The sequence below is a fragment of the Leptolyngbya sp. NIES-2104 genome (genome assembly GCF_001485215.1).
Lineage (GTDB): Bacteria > Cyanobacteriota > Cyanobacteriia > Leptolyngbyales > Leptolyngbyaceae > Leptolyngbya.
Genome location: NZ_BBWW01000001.1, coordinates 1240423 through 1259335, shown reverse-complemented (window position 1 = coordinate 1259335; position 18913 = coordinate 1240423). Strand labels below are relative to the sequence as shown.

Sequence of the window (18913 nt, the reverse complement as noted above, 5' to 3'; positions counted from 1 at the left end):
ACATATGAAAGTGATTGCTTATCTCTACAGCGATCCATTGCTAGAAGAAACGCTAGATATAACACATTTGGAAGTCGATTGCGTTTATCAGGATTTCTCAAGCGATCGCATTCAATTACGGCAATTAATCAGCGAAAATGAATCAGTTCAATTGCAGATTCGACGATTGGAAGAGTTAGGAGATTCGATCGCAGAAATTCACGATCGCTTATTTCAATTAGAATCTCTCAACATTGAAGTGATTACAACTGAATCAGGAGAATTATCAGCAAACACACTACAGCAATTACAAGAATTACAACACAATCAGAAAAGTAAAAAAATTCGTCAAGGTCACGCTCGAAATCGAATTAAAACGCTGGCTCCACCGGGAAAAGCTCCCTACGGATACCGGCGCAGTCGAAATCGATATATTCTCGATCGCTCAACCGCTCCTGTTGTCAAAGAATTCTTCGATCATTTTCTGCTGTACGGTTCTCTACGGGGTGCAGTTCGATTTTTAGAGAAGAAATACGCCAAAAAAATCTCTGTTTCAACGGGTCAACGCTGGCTCACTAGTTCCGTGTATCGGGGCGATTTGGACTATCAAACAGGCGAAACAATTCCTGATACGCATCCAGCGATTTTGTCGCGGGACGAAGCCGCTCAAATCGATCGATTACTGCGTCGCAATCGTCGCTTACCTGCTCGAACGGCGAGCGCTCCTCGATCGCTTGCGGGTTTAGTTGCCTGTGGTGAATGTCAGTCGGGCATGACGATTACACGAGTGACATCCCGAAAGAAAGGCAAAAAAGAATACTTGTACCTACGTCCGATGCAATGCCGGAAACAATGTAAATCGATCGCTTACGAAGAGATTTTACAAGGCACGATCGATAAAATTTGCGAAGACTTACCGCGTGCCGTTTCAGAAGTTGGAACGCCGGATATTGACGCGATTAAATCAAATTTGCAAAACGCGATCGCACAAAAACAATCCGTCTTAGAACAAATTCCACCATTGATCGAATCTGGAATTCTAGACACAGAAACGGCAGATCTGCGATCGTACAGACTCCGGAGTGAAATAGCAGAACTGCAAACCAAATTATCTCAACTGCCGCCCGTCAATCTGAAAGCGATCGCTCAAACCGTTTCGATTCCGCAATTTTGGCTCGATTTATCCGAAGCAGAACGCCGATTCTACTTTCGAGAATTTATTCGCCAAATCGAGCTAATTCACACCGAAACCGGATGGGAATTGAAATTGAACTTTATTTTCTGATCCGCTTTTCAATCTGTAACGCGATCGTGATCAAGTGAAAATTTCGCCTCTAAGATACTGACATCCCTCACGTTTCTGGAGCTTTTCACTGTGCCGCGCCCCACTCAATTCGTTCAACCGCCGCTAGAGTTCATCCCGCCTGATTTGAATTTCAACGTTTTGCGGATTGCCCGATCGATCTTGCCTGTGTGGATGCGGCGCAAAACCTCGATCGCCAATATTGAAGCGGTCAATGTCGAGCAGCTTGTAGAACTGTATCAGCAATTCCAAGCAGGAAAAGTCCGGTTGCTGCTGGCGTTTCGTCATCCCAGTGCTGACGATCCGTTTTGCATGATGTATCTGATGCACTATCTTTTACCAAGAACGGCTCGACGGATGGGAATTCGGTTAAAAGCTCCGACTCACGCCCACTTTATGTACGATCGTGGAATTCCGCTTTGGGCAGGTTCTTCAATTGGTTGGATGTACTCAAAACTAGGGGGTACTCCAATTCATCGGGGCAAGCTCGATCGAGTCGGATTGCGATCGGCTCGAAATCTTTTAGCGAATGGACAATTTCCACTCATGGCAGCACCGGAAGGCGCAACGAATGGACACAATGAGATCGTGAGTCCATTAGAACCAGGAATCGCACAAATGGGATTTTGGTGTGCGGAAGATTTGCGAAAAGAGAATCGAGATGAAAAGGTTGTGATTGTCCCAATTGGAATTCAGTACCGCTACGTAAAACAGACTTGGAATCAAGTTGATCAGCTTTTACATTCACTCGAAGTTGATGCAGGAATTAAACCCCAGAATCCAGATCGTTATGCGCGACTCTATGCGATCGCAGAACATATGCTAACGGTCATGGAATTATTTTACACAAAGTTTTATCATCAGAATTTACCGTCCGTAGAGAACGCTGAACCGAATGCCAGATTAGCATTACGGCTGCAAAATCTTCTTGATTCAGCGCTGACAGTTACAGAACAATATTTCAATCTACAACCGAAAGGAACTGTCATCGATCGCTGTCGTCGATTGGAACAGGCTGCATGGGATTTGATTTTCCGGGAAGATCTCAAACTCGATGAACTTTCTCCAGTCGATCGAGGACTTGCCGATCGCGTCGCTGAAGAAGCCAGCCTTAGAATTTGGCATATGCGACTCGTTGAAAGTTTTGTCGCTGTCACTGGAAAGTATGTGATTGAGAAACCGTCTATCGATCGCTTTTCTGAAACGACGCTTCTTCTCTGGGATATGATTACCCGAATCAAAGGCGGCGATGCGTTCAAACGTCCGAAATTAGGAAAGCAATCGGTTTTGATTACGGTTGGTAATCCGATTTCGGTTAGCGATCGCTTTTCCATTTATCAGGGTAATCGTCGCGCTGCAAAACAAGCGGTCACTGATTTGACCCAAGAATTGCAAATGGCAATGGAAAAAATGATTTTGTAATTGAATTTCCAAATTGATTTTGTAACCCACCCCGACGATTTGTAGAGACGCGATTAATCGCGTCTCTACGAGAATTTTGCGTTTACCCGACGATCGACAAACGGGCACAACTCATGATCAACCGCATTCAATTCGTTTTTTGTTCTTCCCCTGCCGCAAGTCTCGGTTTACCACCCGCATTACGCACATTCACCACCTTACCAAGCAAATCAAACCAGAACGGTGCACCCATCGCGATCGCAATTCCACTCACAATCCAACCGAACAGCATTTGCAACACGCCCAGTGGACGATTGAACATAATTTCTGCCACCTGTAAGGGAACGGGAGCCGTAGACGCTTGATTCGTATTGAGGCACTCTTTGTAGAGATTTTCCCACTGCGCCTTGAGTTGATTTGCTTCAGTTAGAGATTGATTTTGCGCTGTTGCAGAAATTCCACTGCTCGGACAGCCTAACTGTCGTCCCAGATTGCTCGAATTCCAGCTAATCGGGAATGCAATTTCGCGCAGGACGGCATCGGTTTCGTTTTTCAATTCCTCAAGCTGTGCCGAAAATCTAGGGGAACGTTCCGCATTCAAATTCAACTGAGCAGCGCGATCGGTCACAAGCTGACGCAAACTATCATCGCTAGAAAGCCGATTGAAAATATGGAACGTGTCGGAATTCGTCGTGGCTGCAAGGAACAATCCCACCAAGAGCGCGACCCCTTTCGCATTGCGCTTGTACACTCCAGAAGCGCGAGACATCGATCGATCAAACCAGACCGCAACTTCATCCCGGAACTGATTGACTTGGTTTTCACCTTGTTCAACTCGTGTCTGTGCTCGTCTTGCCAGAATCGACATACTATCTTTCACAGCGTCCGGCAGTCGGCTCAATCCACTCCGAATCTTTTTGTACGATTGATACTCTTCGTACATTTGCCGCTCTTCAGAAGTCAGATCTTTGAGCGCATTCGCCAGAAAAATTTGCTGCAAATCATAGTCTAAATCCTCGAATTTTGTCGGCTGATCCAGAGCATTTGGATCAAGTCCCATGCGGTAATCTTCGATCTGGGATTGAATCGAAGCATTCACTTGAGCATCGATCGGACGGGCTTGATTGGCAACGCGATCGTATGCTCCCGCGACTTCCTGATGGGTGTTCGTTCCTTGATTCACCAGTTCAGCAATTTCAGCAATACTCGGTTTTAGACCCCCAGAAATCACAACTCGATCGTTGTTCTGTCCAAACACGCTCGATTTGTAAGCCCGCAATCGCCGCACATACAGCACCGTATCGGGTGAACTTTGATCCAAGTTTGCACAAGCAGAAATGTAAGCATCTAGCCCTTCTCCGAGTCGCTCCACGCTCGTTTCTAAGTTTGCTTGTCCAGTCTGATAGGCTTTGAGTACATCGTGATAATCCTCGACCAACACCCGAAAATTCAGATCGGCACTCAGACTGACTTGATTCGACTTTGCGGCAATTTCTCGAATCGCGCCGCGTTCCCAGCCGCTCTCAAACATATCATCCGCAGACAATCCCACTTCCCCAAACTCATTCACCCAATAGTGACCGACGATTCGCTTCACAAATCTCTCGAATCGCACTTGCGACAATTTATCGACCATCGAAGTAATGCCCAACTGCTCGATCAAAGAAGTCGCGAATGTTTCAGGAGCAATGTATGAAGGTCCTGACGCTTGATTGCCAAAAGCTCCCGGACGGTTTCCAGGAAACAGGATGCGAGTGATCCGGCGAAATCCTTGCGCTATCACTCCTTTAGCTTCCTGGTTCACATTTCTAAGCAGTGGATCATCATACAATCGCGCTACTAAATCTTGTACGCGCTGTTGTTCGGGTGTGTTGATGCCGCCACCTAGTAAGACCTCGATCGAGTCTCTTAAATGTTTCGCTCTCCATTGCAGCACCGTTGCCGTGAGTTCCTGCAATTCAGAAGCCAATAAACTGAGAATTAGATAAGTAAAAATTAAACCGATCGCAACATCTAAAACAAAAGGCAAATTCATTAACGCTCTCCGTGACACCCATCAGCGACTAACATGATACACATGTGATCGGAAGTGTATCGAGGGAATTCCCTCGACTCCAGAAAATTAAACAAAATATAAGTGTCGAGTTTGACTATACGGCGGGATTCTTGACCTGCTACTCTGAACACAGGAGACGCGGGATCGGGATATGAAACGTCGATCGCTATTGCAAGCAGCCGGAATGTTTTGCGGAGCCTGGGGAGCGAATCAACTCCTGCTGTCTCGTGCGTCTCAAGTTTTAGCAGAACCGACTTCCCGCAAACTTGCGCTCTTAATCGGAATCAATCAATATCGCAATGCTGGTTTAAATGGTTGCGTAACCGATATCGAACTACAAAAAGAATTGCTGATTTATCGATTTGGATTTCAGCCGAGTGATATCGTCGTGCTCACGAATCAGCAAGCAACACGATCACAAATCGAAACCGTTTTTACAGAACATTTGATCCAGCAAGCGAAACCGAATGATGTTGTTGTGTTTCACTTTAGCGGCTTTGGGAGTTTACAAAAGTTAGGAACGACCGCAGAAGATGTTCAACCTGTTTTACTCACCGCAGACGATCCCAGAGAAGACGCGATCGCGAATGTGATTTCTCAAGACACATTACTGCTGTTACTGCGATCGCTCTCAACCTCGCAGGTGACAACTGTTCTCGATGCAGGTTACTTTTATCCAGGCTATTCACAGCGCGGAAATCTAAGATTGCGGTCACGTGAACGTGTGCCAGAGGCAACGCGTCCCAGTGATCCAATCTCTCAATTAATTCCAGCTGAACTTGAATTCCAGGAAAAGCTATTGGTAAACACAGGACTCGATCGCGTTCAGACCCGCGTGAAATGGCGATCGGGACAATTTCCGGGAGTCGTTCTCTCGGCTGCAAACGATCAACAATTCGCGACGGAATCCCCGTGGAATGGATTTAGTGCAGGATTGTTTACATATGGATTAACTCAACAACTGTGGCAAGCGATTCCATCAACAACGCTGCGAGTGAATCTACGCCAAGCTTCTGAACTGATCGCGAAGCGAGTTGATCCGAAACAACAGCCGATTTTGATGGGACAGAAAAGCCGCGATCGACCGTTAAAACCGTATCAAATTTCATTAATCGAGTCGGCTGCGGATGGCGTAATTACTGCGATCGAAGACAGTGGCAAAATCGCTCAACTCTGGCTTGGAGGTTTATCACCCGAAATTCTAGAGGCTTATAGTTCTGGTACCGTCCTAAAAATTGAGAATTCTGATCAACTGCTTCAAGTCTTTGAGCGCAATGGATTAGTTGCAAAAGCGCGATCGCTAACTGAATCGCCAAATTTACAGATCGGTCAACGAGTGCGAGAACGAATTCGGGCACTTCCAAAAGATGTGCGGTTAGCGATCGCCATTGATGCAAACTTAAATCGAGTCGAGCGAGTCGATGCGGTGAGTGCATTATCGGGATTGCCAAAAATTTCGGCAGCGATCGCAGGTGAGCAACCCGCAGACTATCTGTTTAGCAAAGTGGAAGAAACGACTCAAGTTGCGGCACTCAATCCGGATGCGATGAAAGGCACGATTTCGCCTGCTGGATATGGACTCTTTTCACAAGGACGAGATGCAATCCCACAGACGACGGGTGAATCAGGTGAAGCGGTGAAGTTGGCAGTTCGGCGGTTAGCTCCTCGCTTACAAACGCTCTTAGGTGCAAAATTATTAAATCTAACGAGCAATGCGATGACCTCTCAGTTGTCGATTCGGGCTTCGCTTGAAACTGCGGATTCTAGTGTTGCAGTTCAACAAACCGAAACCGTTTCTTCTGATTCGGTTAGTGTGATTCCATCTGATGGAAAAATCTTATCGTTTCCGGTTGGCACTCCGATTCGGCTTCGTGTTGAAAATCGTGATGTTGCTCCAATTCATTTTGTAATTTTAGGACTTGATAATCGCGGCTTAGGAATCGTGCTTAATCTAATGCAAAACGAGCGATCGCAAACCTCGATCGCATCAAATGAAACGGTGACAATTCCGCGATCGCTCACCGATTGGACTCTTCAAGCACCGTCTGGATTGTTTGAACTCTATTTGATTTGCAGTCGCGCCCCATTCCAGCAAACTCAAGCTTTGTTGGGAACTGGAGCGGAATTTGTGCGATCGCTGCCGAATTTTCTCGATGTTGCTCAAGCTGTTTTACAAGATTTGCATCGACCGGGTGATCCGTCTTTGATGAACGCGCCCGATCTGTTTGCATTAGATATGACGACGTGGGCAACATTCCGATTTACGTATCAGGTTGTGTGATTTCCATGCGAATTGACAAACCGAACGATCGTCATCCCAATGCGGAATCCCCGTAGAGACGCGATTAATCGCGTCTCTACAAATCGTCGGGTAAACGCAGAATTTGTCGCATTGTTTTTAAATCGATATCATGCCAATTCCTTTAAAACGCTACCCAATCGATCGACCATCTGATCGATATGCTGTTTCTCAAGAATTAACGGTGGCGATAACGCGATAATGTCTCCAGTCGTTCTAACTAACAATCCTTGTTCAAAACAGTTCACCATTGCATTGTAAGCCCGAACTCCTGGCTGTCCTGGAATCGAAGCGAGTTCAATCCCCGCAACAATTCCCAAATTCCGCACATCAATCACATGCGGCAATCCTTTCAACGAGTGCATCGCTTCTTCCCAATACGGTGAAAGATCACGAGCACGATCGAATAACTGTTCCTCTTCGTAAATATCCAATGTTGCCATCGCTGCCGCACACGCTAACGGATGCCCCGAATAGGTATAACCGTGAAATAGCTCGATCGCGTTTTCCTGCCCGTGCATAAACGCATCGTAGATGTACGATCGCGCGAACACCGCACCCATCGGAACCGCAGCATTGGTAATCCCTTTCGCTACACAGATCAGATCCGGCATTACGCCAAAATATTCCGCCCCAAATCCGCGTCCTAATCTTCCAAAGCCTGTGATCACTTCATCGAAGATCAGCAGAATGCCGTACTTGTCGCAAATCGATCGAAGTTTCTCCAAATATCCCACAGGCGGAATCAGCACTCCAGTTGAACCCGCAACAGGTTCGACAATCACAGCAGCGATCGTCGAAGGATCGTGTAAAGTAACGATTCGCTCTAACTCATCTGCCAGATGTGCGCCCCACTGCGGCTGACCCCGACTAAACGCATTCTGCTCTAAATTGTGCGTGTGCGGTAGATGATCCACTCCCGGCAACAAACTCCCGAAAAACTTCCGATTCGGTGCAATTCCACCGACTGAGATACCGCCAAATCCAACGCCGTGATATCCCCGCTCTCGCCCGATCAACCGTGTTCGACTCGCCTCACCTCGCACCCGATGGTAAGAGAGCGCAATCTTCAACGCTGTATCGACCGCCTCAGAGCCAGAATTGGCAAAGAAGACATGATCAAGGTCGCCAGGAAGCATCTTTGCTAAGCGATCGGCTAACGCAAACGGTGCAGGATGTCCCATCTGAAACGTGGGCGAAAAATCCAGCGTTGCCGCCTGTTGGTGGATTGCCTCAACAATACGATCGCGGCAATGTCCCGCATTCACGCACCACAAACCCGCCGTTCCATCCAACACTTCTCGACCGTCAACCGTCGTGTAGTGCATATCTTTAGCAGATGCCATCAGGCGCGGTTTCGATTTGAATTGACGATTCGCAGTAAACGGCATCCAGAAGGCATCAAGGCTTTCCGGCAGGGAGAAATCTAAAACCATAGGGTCAACACAGCAAAAAACCTGCGACTCATTATCGCAGTAAAAGCGCGATCGACACTCGATTTAACAGGAGCGCAAATGTCGATCGGATCAACCGAATTCTAGCTGGCTGCCTTTTTCTGGCTAGTGGTTGCTTTCGTTTTGGATTTTGCAGCGGATTTTCCAGGCGATTTTGTATCTGTTTTCGCTGTCGATCGAGTGCGCTTCGGTTTGTCTTCTTTTTCTGGCGTTTCGGTTTCTAGTGCTTCCGAACCGTTCTGAAGTGCCTCAGCAGTCATCGTCATTGTTCGACGGCGGCGGCGCTTTGTCGTTCCATCTTCTTTACGAGCCGAAGACAGATAGTATTTCAGCGTTGAAGGGCTAATTTCAACCCCTTTCGACGACAACATTTGGGAAACTTCGCTGTAGCCGTAACCGCGATCGAGCGCTTGAGTAATCTGATCTTTGAGCAGATGAATTGCTTCTCTTAATGACCAGATTTCTTTGGGTTTTTCCGGCAAATCTTGAAGTGCGCTCGATGCACTGCTGATCGAATCTTTGGACACTAGCGTTGACGTGGGTGATCTTCTTTTCGTTCCTGCCATGTTGTTCCTCCTAATCAAATTACAGGATATTGACTTTGTTGATGCGTTCCCAATTCTGGGATTTGAAACAAAACCTTTTGGCGATATCGATCGACGTTCAACCGTGATCGATCTGATGCTCGTTGCAACTCGATAGTAGTGATATCGTTTCTGTTATCACTATCGTCGTCAATTATAGAGACATTTTTGAATTTGGTAGCAAATCTTAAAAATTTTAGATCAAATTCTAAAAATGTAACGATTAAGTCATCGATCATGAATCTTTTATATGAACGGATATATTACCGCATCTGGTTACGTCAATCGCTCGATGATTGCACAAAACAACGGTGCAAGAACCAATCCGGGTAGAAATGCAGCAACGCTCAATTTTCCAATCTCCAACAGGTTTAAGCCCAGTCCCATCACCATTAATCCACCCACTCCAGAAGTCAACAAAACCGCTGGAGCCGTCGCTGGATCAGGCAATGACTGCGCCAGTAATCCCGACGCGATCGACAATCCACCTTGATAAATTACGATCGCCACCGCAGAAAACATCACCCCGATCCCGTAACTGCTACTTAACGCGATCGAAGCCAGTCCATCCATCGCTGATTTAATCGATAACAGCGTATTATCTCCAGCAAGTCCATTGTTCAAACTTCCCACGATCGTCAGCGGTCCGACACAAAACAATAAACTTGCCGCCACAAATCCTTCGGTAAAACTGCCGCCCCCTTTCACCATACGTTTAATGCGATCGCCGATCGAATGCAATCGTGTTTCGAGTTGCCACCATTCACCGAGCAAACCGCCGATCACGATCGCGAACAGTCCAATAATCACGCCATCCACTACGCCGATTTTGACCTTAAGCAAGCTCGATGCCATCGTGACACCTAGAAATAACGTCAACAGTCCCAAGCCCTGGGTAATAATGCGCTGCATTCGGCTCGGTAAACTACCTTTCAGCATTAGCCCTAAAATGCTTCCGATTAAGACCGTCGCCACATTAATCCAAGTGCCACTGGTTTTATCCCATAGATTTAGCGTTGCAGGATGAATCAGCCAAAATAACGATGTCAGCATTGCCTGTAGCGTTTCTATTTCTGTAAACTGCGCGATCACTTCATCATTAAACAACCGATTGCGCTAATTCTCAAGAATAATAAATTTCACCCCAAGACTTACCCAAACGGAGGAGACATCTTTATCAAAGCTTTAGCTATTCTGTCTGCAATGAGAGCGGCGATCGTTGAAGTAAGGAACAGAACGCAAGTGCAAGGAATTCAGGATTATGGTTGCTGTAATGACGATGCCCAGATTTAGCCCCGATCAGTTTGTTCGCTTCATTGGGGGTGAGGGAAAAGTGCGCAAGTCGCACGCGGATTCAGGTCGCTGGTCGTATCTGGTTGAGATGGAAATGGGAGAAGAGCCAGAAATGGGCAGAATCGGCTTTGAGACGATGATTCTGCTGCCGGAAACCGATTTGGAGGAAGCGTGGAGTTAGAGCGCGAAAAGTTTACTGTGTGGTCTGATGGCAGTCTCAGCGATGGGGCTGCTTTTTTGTGGTTAAAATCAGCGTGTGATTTAGTGTGAATCCAGATGATTTCTGCGGACATCAACACGGTTAAAGCGATCGAGCAATCTAATAGCAACAGAAAGAATTTTGGGCGTTTCGCTCATTGCACTGCCCCGCCCCGGAATGAAATTCGGGGCTAACGGTGCGAAGTCCTTTGAAAAGGACTCAAGATGTTCAATCTAGTCTCTTCAGTCCCCTTCAGTGGACTTCATTCGATTAGCCCCGAATTCCATTCCGGGGCAGGTGAACGCGATGAACGAGATGCTCAACATTGCTTGTTACCATTGGTGCAAGATGTCAGTTGTAACGTACCTCAAAAAACTTTTAAGCCGATCGACAAACAAATCCGGTTTCTCAAAGTGAATGTTATGCCCCGCATCAGGCACGATCGCTAACTCTGCCGTTTCACATATCGATACCATTTCTTGATTCAGCGCGACAAATTTTCGATCGTATTCTCCCACCATTAACAAAAGCGGATTCTGATGTGTTCGTAATTTCTCCCATAAACTCGGCTGCATTCCTGTTCCCATTTCGAGCAGCGATCGCGCTATTTCACCCGGATGATTTCGCGAGCGTTCTTTTAGCATTTGATTGAAATTCGGATGCGGTTTGATCGATTGAAATAATGGCTGATTGTACCAATTGATTAAAAACTGATCGAAATCTGTCTCGATTTGAGTCGCTAAAGTGCGATCGCGCTCAATCCTTTCTAATCGTTCTTGTGCTGTCTTTAATCCTGGTGAACCTGATTCGATTACTGTCTTTGAAAATCGCTCTGGGTAATTCAACGCAAGATAAAGCGCTAACCGTCCTCCCATCGAGTAGCCGACTAAATTCGCTCGATCGATGCCTAATTCGTTCAGCAAATGAACGATCGCATTTGCTGTATTTTCCATTGTGTACTGAGCCGAAAATCGAGTTTCACCATGACCCGGAAGATCCAGAGTAAGACAGGAAAACGGTAATCGGTTTGCGATCGCATCAAACTCTGCACCATTTCCTAGAAATCCATGTAGGAATATCACGATCATCGAATCATTTCGATTAATGAGTTTGAATGCAAGTTGATTTTTCATGCACAGAGACTTTATCCAATGGGAATACTAGCAGCATCTCGCTCTGAAGTGGGGATCAGTCGAAACGACTTGATTCTAGAGGTTAGCACCGCTCATGGACACAGAAAAAATCTTTCAACTGATCGATCGCGTTTTACCGTTTGAAGCTTGCTTGTATCATCAAATTTTGCCATTGTCGATCGAAGGAAACACCCTTCATTTGGGTATGGTGATGCTCGATGATGTGGCTGCTCTCGATTATGCTCGCCGCATGGTCGGCTATCAAAACTATTTGCTTGCACCTCAAAGCCTCTCTTCAGAATCTCATCACACTATTCTCACAACCTACTTAAATTACAGCCAAAATCGTCCCACACCTCCAAAACCACCTAAGCCCCCTGAGCCTCCCAAGAAACCAGACCTTCACAGCAAAGAAACCTTAGTGGTCGAAAGCCCAGACGAACTAGAGTGGGAAGAATGCCACAAACCCGCAGCACGATCGCTGCAAAACACCATCCCCGATCCGCATCATGCACTTCCCGCTTTAGCAATCAGCACCCGTTACAGTGAAGAACCGATCGCGCTCTTGAGCCAACTTCCGCCTTCTCGCCTCATTCAAGAACTTCTAGGACGAGTTCTTGGAAACGGAATTGGTCGGCTCTTCTTCGATCGACAAGAGAAACACGGTCGCATTCTCTGGAGCCAAAATGGAGTGCTGCAATCCGTGATCGAAGGTGTTGCCCTGTCAAAATTTCAGGCACTGCTCGACGAACTCAAGCAACTCACGCATTTACCGCTGACTCCAGTTACCGAAGTACAGCAAGTAGAAATTGAGCGATCGTATCAGCGCGATCGTGTTTTGCTTCGACTGCGAATCACGCCTTCTGCAAATGGTGAACAGGCGACCTTACAAGTGCTTCGGGGTGCGGCTTTGAAGTTCTACCAGAAACAGCAGTTAACCACTCTCAGCCGCGATGCCTTGAGTATTGCTCAGAAGCTCCGGCAAAAAATGGACGAGCTTCACAACCATACGCAAACAGCAACACCATTAACGGTCGATCAACTACAGCCTGATATGGTGCCAGCCTTGAATCAAGTTCTACAAATTGTTGAACAGCAGCTAACCGAACTAAAGCAAATTCGCGATTCCTATAATAAGGAAAACTAAAATTCGCTCTATGAAATGGAATCCTCGTGACTACGCACAGAATTCAAACGCTCAGTTGAAATGGGCAAGAGAACTACGATCGCGCTTATCACTCCACGGTTCAGAATCCATTCTCGATGTCGGTTGCGGGGATGGCAAAATCACAGCAGATTTCGCTGAGGCACTTCCAAACGGGCAAGTCATGGGGATTGATAGCTCACAAGAAATGATCGCTTATGCTCAGGAAACGTATTCGATATCGAATCTATCGTTTGCTTGTGTCGATGCGAGATCGCTGAACTTTGCGAATCAATTCGATCTGATTTTCTCAAATGCAGTGCTTCACTGGGTCGATAATCATCCCGCTTTTCTTCAGGGAGCTTATCGCGCTCTTAATTCAAATGGTCGATTAATCACGTCCTGCGGTGGAGCCGGAGGCGCGATCGACATTCTCGATACGTTTGCCCAAATCGTTGCTCAAAATCCCTGGCACAAATACTTTCCAGAATTTCGCAACCCTTATCATTTCTACGGCACAACCGAATACGAACCCTGGTTAAAAGCAGCAGGCTTTAATATCGATCGCCTCGAACTCGTTCCAAAAGATATGACACACTCCGGTGAGTCCGGTCTAGCGAGTTGGTTCCGGACGACTTGGCTACCATTTACTCAGGCAGTTCCAGAATCAGACCGAGATCGCTTTATCTCAGAAGTCACACAAACTTACCTCGCTAAATTTCCACTCGACGCGAACGGATTCGCTCACGTCCAGATGGTGCGATTAGAAGTTGAGGCGCATCGTTAACTTAAACAGACACAATAGCGATCGCGTCCTTCCGCTTTCGCTTGATAAAGCGCTTTATCTGCCGCATTGATCAGCATTTCCGGTGAAGTTAAAATACTCGGAATCGTATTCGACACGCCTAAACTCACCGTCACTGTGTTGCACACTTTAGAGCCAGCATGAGCAATTCCTAGCTGCTTCACGCCCGTTTGAATGTCTTGTGCAACGAGAACCGCACCTTCTTGATCTGTATTCGGTAAAACGATCGCGAATTCTTCACCACCATATCGCGCCGCTAAATCGATCGCCCGTTTTGCCGAACTCTGAATCACTTGTGCAGCTTGTCTGAGGCAATCATCCCCGACCTGATGCCCGTACGTATCGTTGTAAGCCTTGAAAAAGTCAATATCACACAGAATCAGCGAAAGCGGCAACTGTTCGCGCAACATCCGCTGCCATTCTTGCTGGAGATATTCATCAAAACGGCGACGATTTGCTAACTGCGTCAATCCATCGATCGCGGCTAATCGCTGCAATTCATGATTCGCCGTCTCAAGCTGCTGATACAGTCTCACTTGCTGAATCAACCGCTTCACCCGCTGCCGCAACACGCCCCAGTGAATCGGCTTCGTAATGTAATCAACTGCTCCGACTGCAAAGGCTTGATCGACCGAATCTTGATCTTCCAGTCCAGTAATCATCAATACTGGAGTCCGTCTTGTGCCGCTCATGGCTTGGATGCGTTCACAGCACGTAAAGCCATCGATCGCAGGCATAATCGCATCAAGCAGCACAACATCCGGACGCGATCGCTCAAATGTGGCAAGACAAGCTTCTCCGTCGATCGCTTCGATTACTTGATAGCCATCTTGCTCCATTGCTTGACGCACACTGAGCCGCATCGTCTTGTCATCATCGGCGACCAGGATCAATGGAGGATTATGGAAAGAGGGCATTATCTCTGACATTGCTGAAGTTCCAGGTGTAACGAAGCTTGGACGCGATCGTATTGGGCTTCGAGTTGGCGGACTTGATGAGCGACTTGATCTAACGTTCCCAGGCGAAGGCAGGTTTCCAACGCATCACAGGACGAAGCGATCGCGCTGATGCCGATTTGCAGACTACTCGATCGCAGACGATGCAGGGTTTGGTGTAAAGCCTGTTCATTGAGTGGGTCGATCGCGGCATGAAGCTGGTCGAGCCAGAAACGAGTTTCGCTAAGGTAACGGTGAATCAAGTCGGAACCCTCTCGATCGTAGGTAAAGTCACGATCGGTAGAAGTGCGAGAATAGCCAGCAGCAACGGTAACGGACGATCGCATCAAAGCAGGGGGCGGCTCAATGGCATCGACGTTGCTGGGTTGGAACGGTGTTCGCACAACAGGGGTACACTTACTGAGAACAGATTTTAGCGCATCGATCCGGATGGGCTTGCTCAAATAATCGTTCATGCCTGCTTCGAGGCAGAGTTGGCGATCGCCTTCCATTGCGTTCGCGGTCATGGCAATAATGTACGGCGGATTAGACTGTTGAACGATTTTTCTCGTTGCCTCTAATCCGTCCATATCTGGCATTTGCACATCCATCAGAATGACATCGTAAGTTTGACGGTCTAACGCTGCTAGAACTTCTAAACCGTTTCCAGCAACATCCGCCCGATATCCCAACCGCGAAAGCAGATGAAGCGCGACTTTCTGATTGACGACGTTATCTTCAGCAAGAAGAATTCGTAAGGACTGCGATCGCGGTTCTTCTGGGGTGAGTTCTTGTGCGATCTCAGAAGATTTCAGTTCAGCCGCACTCGCACACAGCGTGAAGTAAAACGTTGATCCGGCTTTTGTCGAATCTTTGGGCTGGAAATCGACCGGAGGACAACCGCCGATCGCGCCCTGACTTTCAACCCACATCGAGCCGCCCATCAATTCACTCAAGCGCCGACTAATCGCGAGTCCGAGTCCAGTGCCCCCATACTGCCGACTAGTTGAAGAATCGACCTGACTAAACGATTTAAACAATCGATTCATTCGTTCTGGAGGAATGCCGATTCCGGTATCGCTCACGGTAAATAAAAGCGTGAAAGTTTGATTCGAGAGTTCAGAGCAATGAGCGAGTCCATCGGTTTTGCAATGACTTGAATTCGAGTATGAAAGTTTGACAGACACGAAAATTTCACCTTGTGGCGTGAACTTGATCGCATTGCTGATGAGATTCACGAGAATTTGCCGCAGTCGAGTCACATCACCGACGATCGCTTCTGGAATCGTGGGATCAATCTTGCAAGTGACCGCGAGTTTTTTCTCGATCGCTTCAGCGTTGAGCAGTTCGATCGCATCTCGGATACAGGCTCTTAGATCAAACGGTTGCTGCTCTAGATTTAGTTTGCCGGATTCAATTTTTGAGAAGTCGAGAATGTCGTTAATGATCGTCAGTAACGAATCGCCGCTACTCCGAATTGTTTCGACGAAATCGCGCTGCTGATCGGTCAAATCCATATCGAGTAAAAGCCCGGTTAAACCGATCACCGCATTCATCGGAGTCCGAATCTCGTGGCTCACGGTTGCGAGAAATTCACTCTTAGCGCGGTTTGCGGTTTCAGCGGCGTGTTTGGCTTGCTCTAGGGCGATATTTTTTTCGGTCAGTTGCTCACGCTGTAACCGTTCTTGTCTCAGGAGACGGGCTTGAGCGATCGCGATTCCCACTTGATCCGCGACCGCTTCGAGTAGCTCAATTTCATCACTCGTCCAATTCCGAAAGCTGTCACATTGTTGCAGCGCGATCACGCCGTTTGGAATTCCTTGATACGAGGTGCGAACCGCTAACATCGATTTCAATTGTGCGCGTTCACAGAGAGGAGTCGCTGCCGTAAGTCGCGGATCAGCGTAAACATCGGGAGAGGAGATGGCACGATCGGATTGCAGCAATTCTTCGACATGAGGATTGCCCCGAATCGGGATTTGAGCACCTTGCATTGAGTCCCAACCGAATTCTAGAAATTCTGCGACGATCGGAATTTGTGGAAACTCTGGACTGAGTTGCGAGAATTTAGATACAAGCGCATCTTCCGCACTTTCTAGATAGGTGTGCAATAGACAGCGATTCACCCCAAACGTGCGCCCAATCTGCGTTACCGTCGTTTGAAAGATTTCTTGCGTGTCTAAACTTTGGCGAATGTCTTGAGTGATTTGCTTTAGAAGGTAAGCGCGTTGAATCTGAAGCTGTAGAGCTTGCTCGGTGCGAATTCGCTCGGTGACATCGGTTTGAATTCCGACATAGTGAGTGATGCGTCCTTCGGCATCGAGCACAGGCGAAATCGAGAGTTCATTCCAAAACACAGTGCCATCTTTACGATAGTTGCGAATCGTAACGGTACAGTCTTCGCCCTCGTTGAATGCGCGACGTAAGCGATCGAGTGCGTCCTGCTCGGTTTCTGCCCCTTGCAAGAGTCGGCTATTTCTTCCGATCACATCAGTAGCGCTATACCCGGTCATGCGCTCAAATCCTGGATTGACGAAGATCATCGGATTATCTAACTGAGTGGGGTCAGTGATGATGATTCCGTTGCTGCTCGCACTAATCGCACGTTCCAAAATCCGGAGACGAATTTCGGTTTGTTTTGTTTCGGTGATATCACGACAAACTGAAATGATGCCTTTTTCGGTGCGGGTGAGCGAGACTTCCTCGAAAAAAGTACCGCCATCCCGACGTTTGGCGACGACTTGACCGCGCCACTGTCCGATTTTTTTCAGAACGGGGCGAATTTCTCGATCGATCCGCTCAATTTCTTCGGGATAGTACAGCACTTCCCAACTTTTCCCGATCAGTTCGGTGCGGCTGTACCCAAACATTTTCAAGTGAGCATCGTTGAGGTAGAGCAGTTTCCCAGTTTCATTCAGAATTGCAATGCCGTCTAACGCCGCTTCGACTGCGATCGATTGTCGCCAGAGCGCTTCTTGCATCGCTTGTTCGGATTCAATGACGATCGACGATCGCCAGCGTTGCCAGAGTGCAACTCCGTTCGCGATCGCTGCCATCAGCGCCGTACCCGCGACAATCCATTCGAGACTCACCGTCATGTGACTTGCCAATACGTAATACCTAATTCGCAGTTCGGCATCTAAAAACAGCCAAAATTACAAATTTTTCGGAATTGCTTCGGAGCAGTCCCTTTCTTCTTTATAAAGGATTAGATTGGCTTCTTGATCGTTCTGATCCCTAATCTTTAGTTTCGACGACTAGATCAGGCAACCCGTTGATCTTTTCCGTGGGAATATTGGCTTCTGGGTCGTCCATAAAAATGGTGAGTCCAGCGGGAATACATTCGACATCGATCGGTGTTGTCCCGACCATTTCGCCATCTAGAACGACGCGCTGCGGTGGATTTGTATTAATTCTGAATCGCTTAGATCTGATGTAACCGATGTCATCGCGTTCGGCGGGATTGCCACTAAGAGCCGATTGAAGCAGGTGATAAGTTGCCGCGATCGCGCTTGTTCGATTGGCGGGAGCCACGATCGTTAAGTCAAGCAACCCATCATCGACAACCAAACCTGCGGGACCTTGAGCGAGCACAGAAGTCGCTGGAGCCGCATTCGCGACCGTCAGCGCTGAAGCGGTAAAAGACAGCACTTTATCATCGGTTTCGACTTCTGCTTCAAAATGATCGAGATTCCGAAGCTGACGTAACCCTGCAATCACATAAGCGAGAATCCCGAATCGATCTTTCGTTTCCCGGTTGGCAAGCCGAACGGTTTCCGCTTCAAATCCGATCCCCGCTAACAGCACCATCGGGCGACCATTACAAAAGGCGACATCGACGGTTTTCGTTTGCATCTTCAAAATATTTTCGCAAGCAGCTTCGATCGTGGTCGGAATCGAGAGCGCATTTGCAAACGCATTCGCGGTTCCTCGTGCAATCACGCCTAAAGGAATCCCGGTACGAATCACAGCAGCGGCAGCACTCGAAACGGTTCCATCTCCACCCGAAACAAAGATTGCTTCTGCACCTTCTTGCACCGACTCTTTCGCCAATTCATCGGCATCGCGATCGGGTGTTGTTAATTTCGTTTTGAGATCAAACTTTTCGCTTAACAGGCGTTGAATCAGTTCAAGTTCCTGGTCTGCGTCTCCCTGACCCGCCACTGGATTAAAAATTAAATGTGCCGTTTGCATAGGGATTCAAGAAATATAGTATTTCCTGGATATCACGCCCACAGAGCGATCGAGGTCTGACTTCTGGATGATTTTGCTCTTGAATCCCTCACAGAGATGCCAAAATGAGAATGTCCCTGACCTCCCTCTAGCAT

General features: G+C 47.6%; 15 protein-coding genes. 7 read left to right on the top strand and 8 right to left on the bottom strand.

Going from position 1 to position 18913, the window contains the following annotated elements; genetic code table 11:
- Positions 1–4: 4 nt before the first annotated feature.
- A complete protein-coding gene (locus NIES2104_RS05770; protein WP_058996609.1) occupies positions 5–1264 on the top strand; it encodes a recombinase family protein in 1260 nt (419 codons plus the stop codon).
- A 90-nt stretch (positions 1265–1354) separates the two neighbouring features.
- A complete protein-coding gene (locus tag NIES2104_RS05765; RefSeq protein WP_058996607.1) occupies positions 1355–2704 on the top strand; it encodes a 1-acyl-sn-glycerol-3-phosphate acyltransferase in 1350 nt (449 codons plus the stop codon).
- 127 nt (positions 2705–2831) lie between these two features.
- On the opposite strand, the gene NIES2104_RS05760 is transcribed toward NIES2104_RS05765, so the two are convergent.
- Positions 2832–4718 carry a hypothetical protein gene (locus tag NIES2104_RS05760; RefSeq protein ID WP_058996605.1) on the bottom strand — a complete coding sequence of 629 codons (1887 nt, stop codon included), beginning with the start codon at positions 4716–4718 and terminating at the stop codon, positions 2832–2834.
- Positions 4719–4890: 172 nt separating this feature from the next.
- Between NIES2104_RS05760 and NIES2104_RS05755 the strand changes: the two genes are divergently transcribed.
- A complete protein-coding gene (locus tag NIES2104_RS05755; RefSeq protein WP_058996602.1) occupies positions 4891–7020 on the top strand; it encodes a caspase family protein in 2130 nt (709 codons plus the stop codon).
- A 128-nt stretch (positions 7021–7148) separates the two neighbouring features.
- Here the strand turns inward: NIES2104_RS05755 and NIES2104_RS05750 are convergent, their stop codons facing one another.
- Positions 7149–8474, bottom strand: coding sequence for an aspartate aminotransferase family protein (locus NIES2104_RS05750; RefSeq protein ID WP_058996601.1), 1326 nt, complete (start codon positions 8472–8474; stop codon positions 7149–7151).
- A 101-nt stretch (positions 8475–8575) separates the two neighbouring features.
- Positions 8576–9058, bottom strand: coding sequence for a hypothetical protein (locus NIES2104_RS05745; protein ID WP_058996599.1), 483 nt, complete (start codon positions 9056–9058; stop codon positions 8576–8578).
- On the opposite strand from NIES2104_RS05745, the gene NIES2104_RS31595 reads away from it, so the two are divergent.
- On the top strand, positions 9057–9194 hold the full coding sequence (locus tag NIES2104_RS31595; RefSeq protein ID WP_156426875.1) for a hypothetical protein: 138 nt from the start codon (positions 9057–9059) through the stop codon (positions 9192–9194). The genes NIES2104_RS05745 and NIES2104_RS31595 overlap by 2 nt on opposite strands.
- Positions 9195–9352: 158 nt before the next feature.
- Here the strand turns inward: NIES2104_RS31595 and NIES2104_RS05740 are convergent, their stop codons facing one another.
- Positions 9353–10129: a DUF554 domain-containing protein gene (locus tag NIES2104_RS05740; protein ID WP_059001576.1), complete on the bottom strand. Its 777-nt coding sequence runs from the start codon at positions 10127–10129 to the stop codon at positions 9353–9355.
- A 208-nt stretch (positions 10130–10337) separates the two neighbouring features.
- Between NIES2104_RS05740 and NIES2104_RS05735 the strand changes: the two genes are divergently transcribed.
- Entirely contained in the window at positions 10338–10550 is a 213-nt protein-coding gene (locus tag NIES2104_RS05735; RefSeq protein ID WP_058996597.1) for a hypothetical protein, read from the top strand.
- 350 nt (positions 10551–10900) lie between these two features.
- Here NIES2104_RS05735 and menH read toward each other — a convergent pair whose 3' ends face one another.
- A complete protein-coding gene (gene menH / locus NIES2104_RS05730; RefSeq protein WP_156426874.1) occupies positions 10901–11701 on the bottom strand; it encodes a 2-succinyl-6-hydroxy-2,4-cyclohexadiene-1-carboxylate synthase in 801 nt (266 codons plus the stop codon).
- Between the two features lie 94 nt (positions 11702–11795).
- On the opposite strand from menH, the gene NIES2104_RS05725 reads away from it, so the two are divergent.
- Together NIES2104_RS05725 and NIES2104_RS05720 are read left to right on the top strand one after the other, a co-directional pair.
- Positions 11796–12848, top strand: a complete 1053-nt coding sequence (locus NIES2104_RS05725; protein WP_058996593.1) for a hypothetical protein — start codon at positions 11796–11798, stop codon at positions 12846–12848.
- Between the two features lie 10 nt (positions 12849–12858).
- Entirely contained in the window at positions 12859–13632 is a 774-nt protein-coding gene (locus NIES2104_RS05720; RefSeq protein ID WP_058996591.1) for a methyltransferase domain-containing protein, read from the top strand.
- Here NIES2104_RS05720 and NIES2104_RS05715 read toward each other — a convergent pair.
- From NIES2104_RS05715 to NIES2104_RS05705, 3 genes are all read right to left on the bottom strand, one after another.
- Positions 13629–14567 carry a PleD family two-component system response regulator gene (locus tag NIES2104_RS05715; protein WP_225895208.1) on the bottom strand — a complete coding sequence of 313 codons (939 nt, stop codon included), beginning with the start codon at positions 14565–14567 and terminating at the stop codon, positions 13629–13631. The two genes, NIES2104_RS05720 and NIES2104_RS05715, sit on opposite strands and share 4 nt — an antisense overlap.
- A complete protein-coding gene (locus NIES2104_RS05710; RefSeq protein ID WP_058996587.1) occupies positions 14567–17683 on the bottom strand; it encodes a PAS domain S-box protein in 3117 nt (1038 codons plus the stop codon). The genes NIES2104_RS05715 and NIES2104_RS05710 overlap by 1 nt, the downstream gene beginning before the upstream one ends.
- A 139-nt stretch (positions 17684–17822) precedes the next feature.
- A complete protein-coding gene (locus tag NIES2104_RS05705) occupies positions 17823–18779 on the bottom strand; it encodes a YegS/Rv2252/BmrU family lipid kinase (protein ID WP_058996584.1) in 957 nt (318 codons plus the stop codon).
- Positions 18780–18913: the final 134 nt, after the last annotated feature.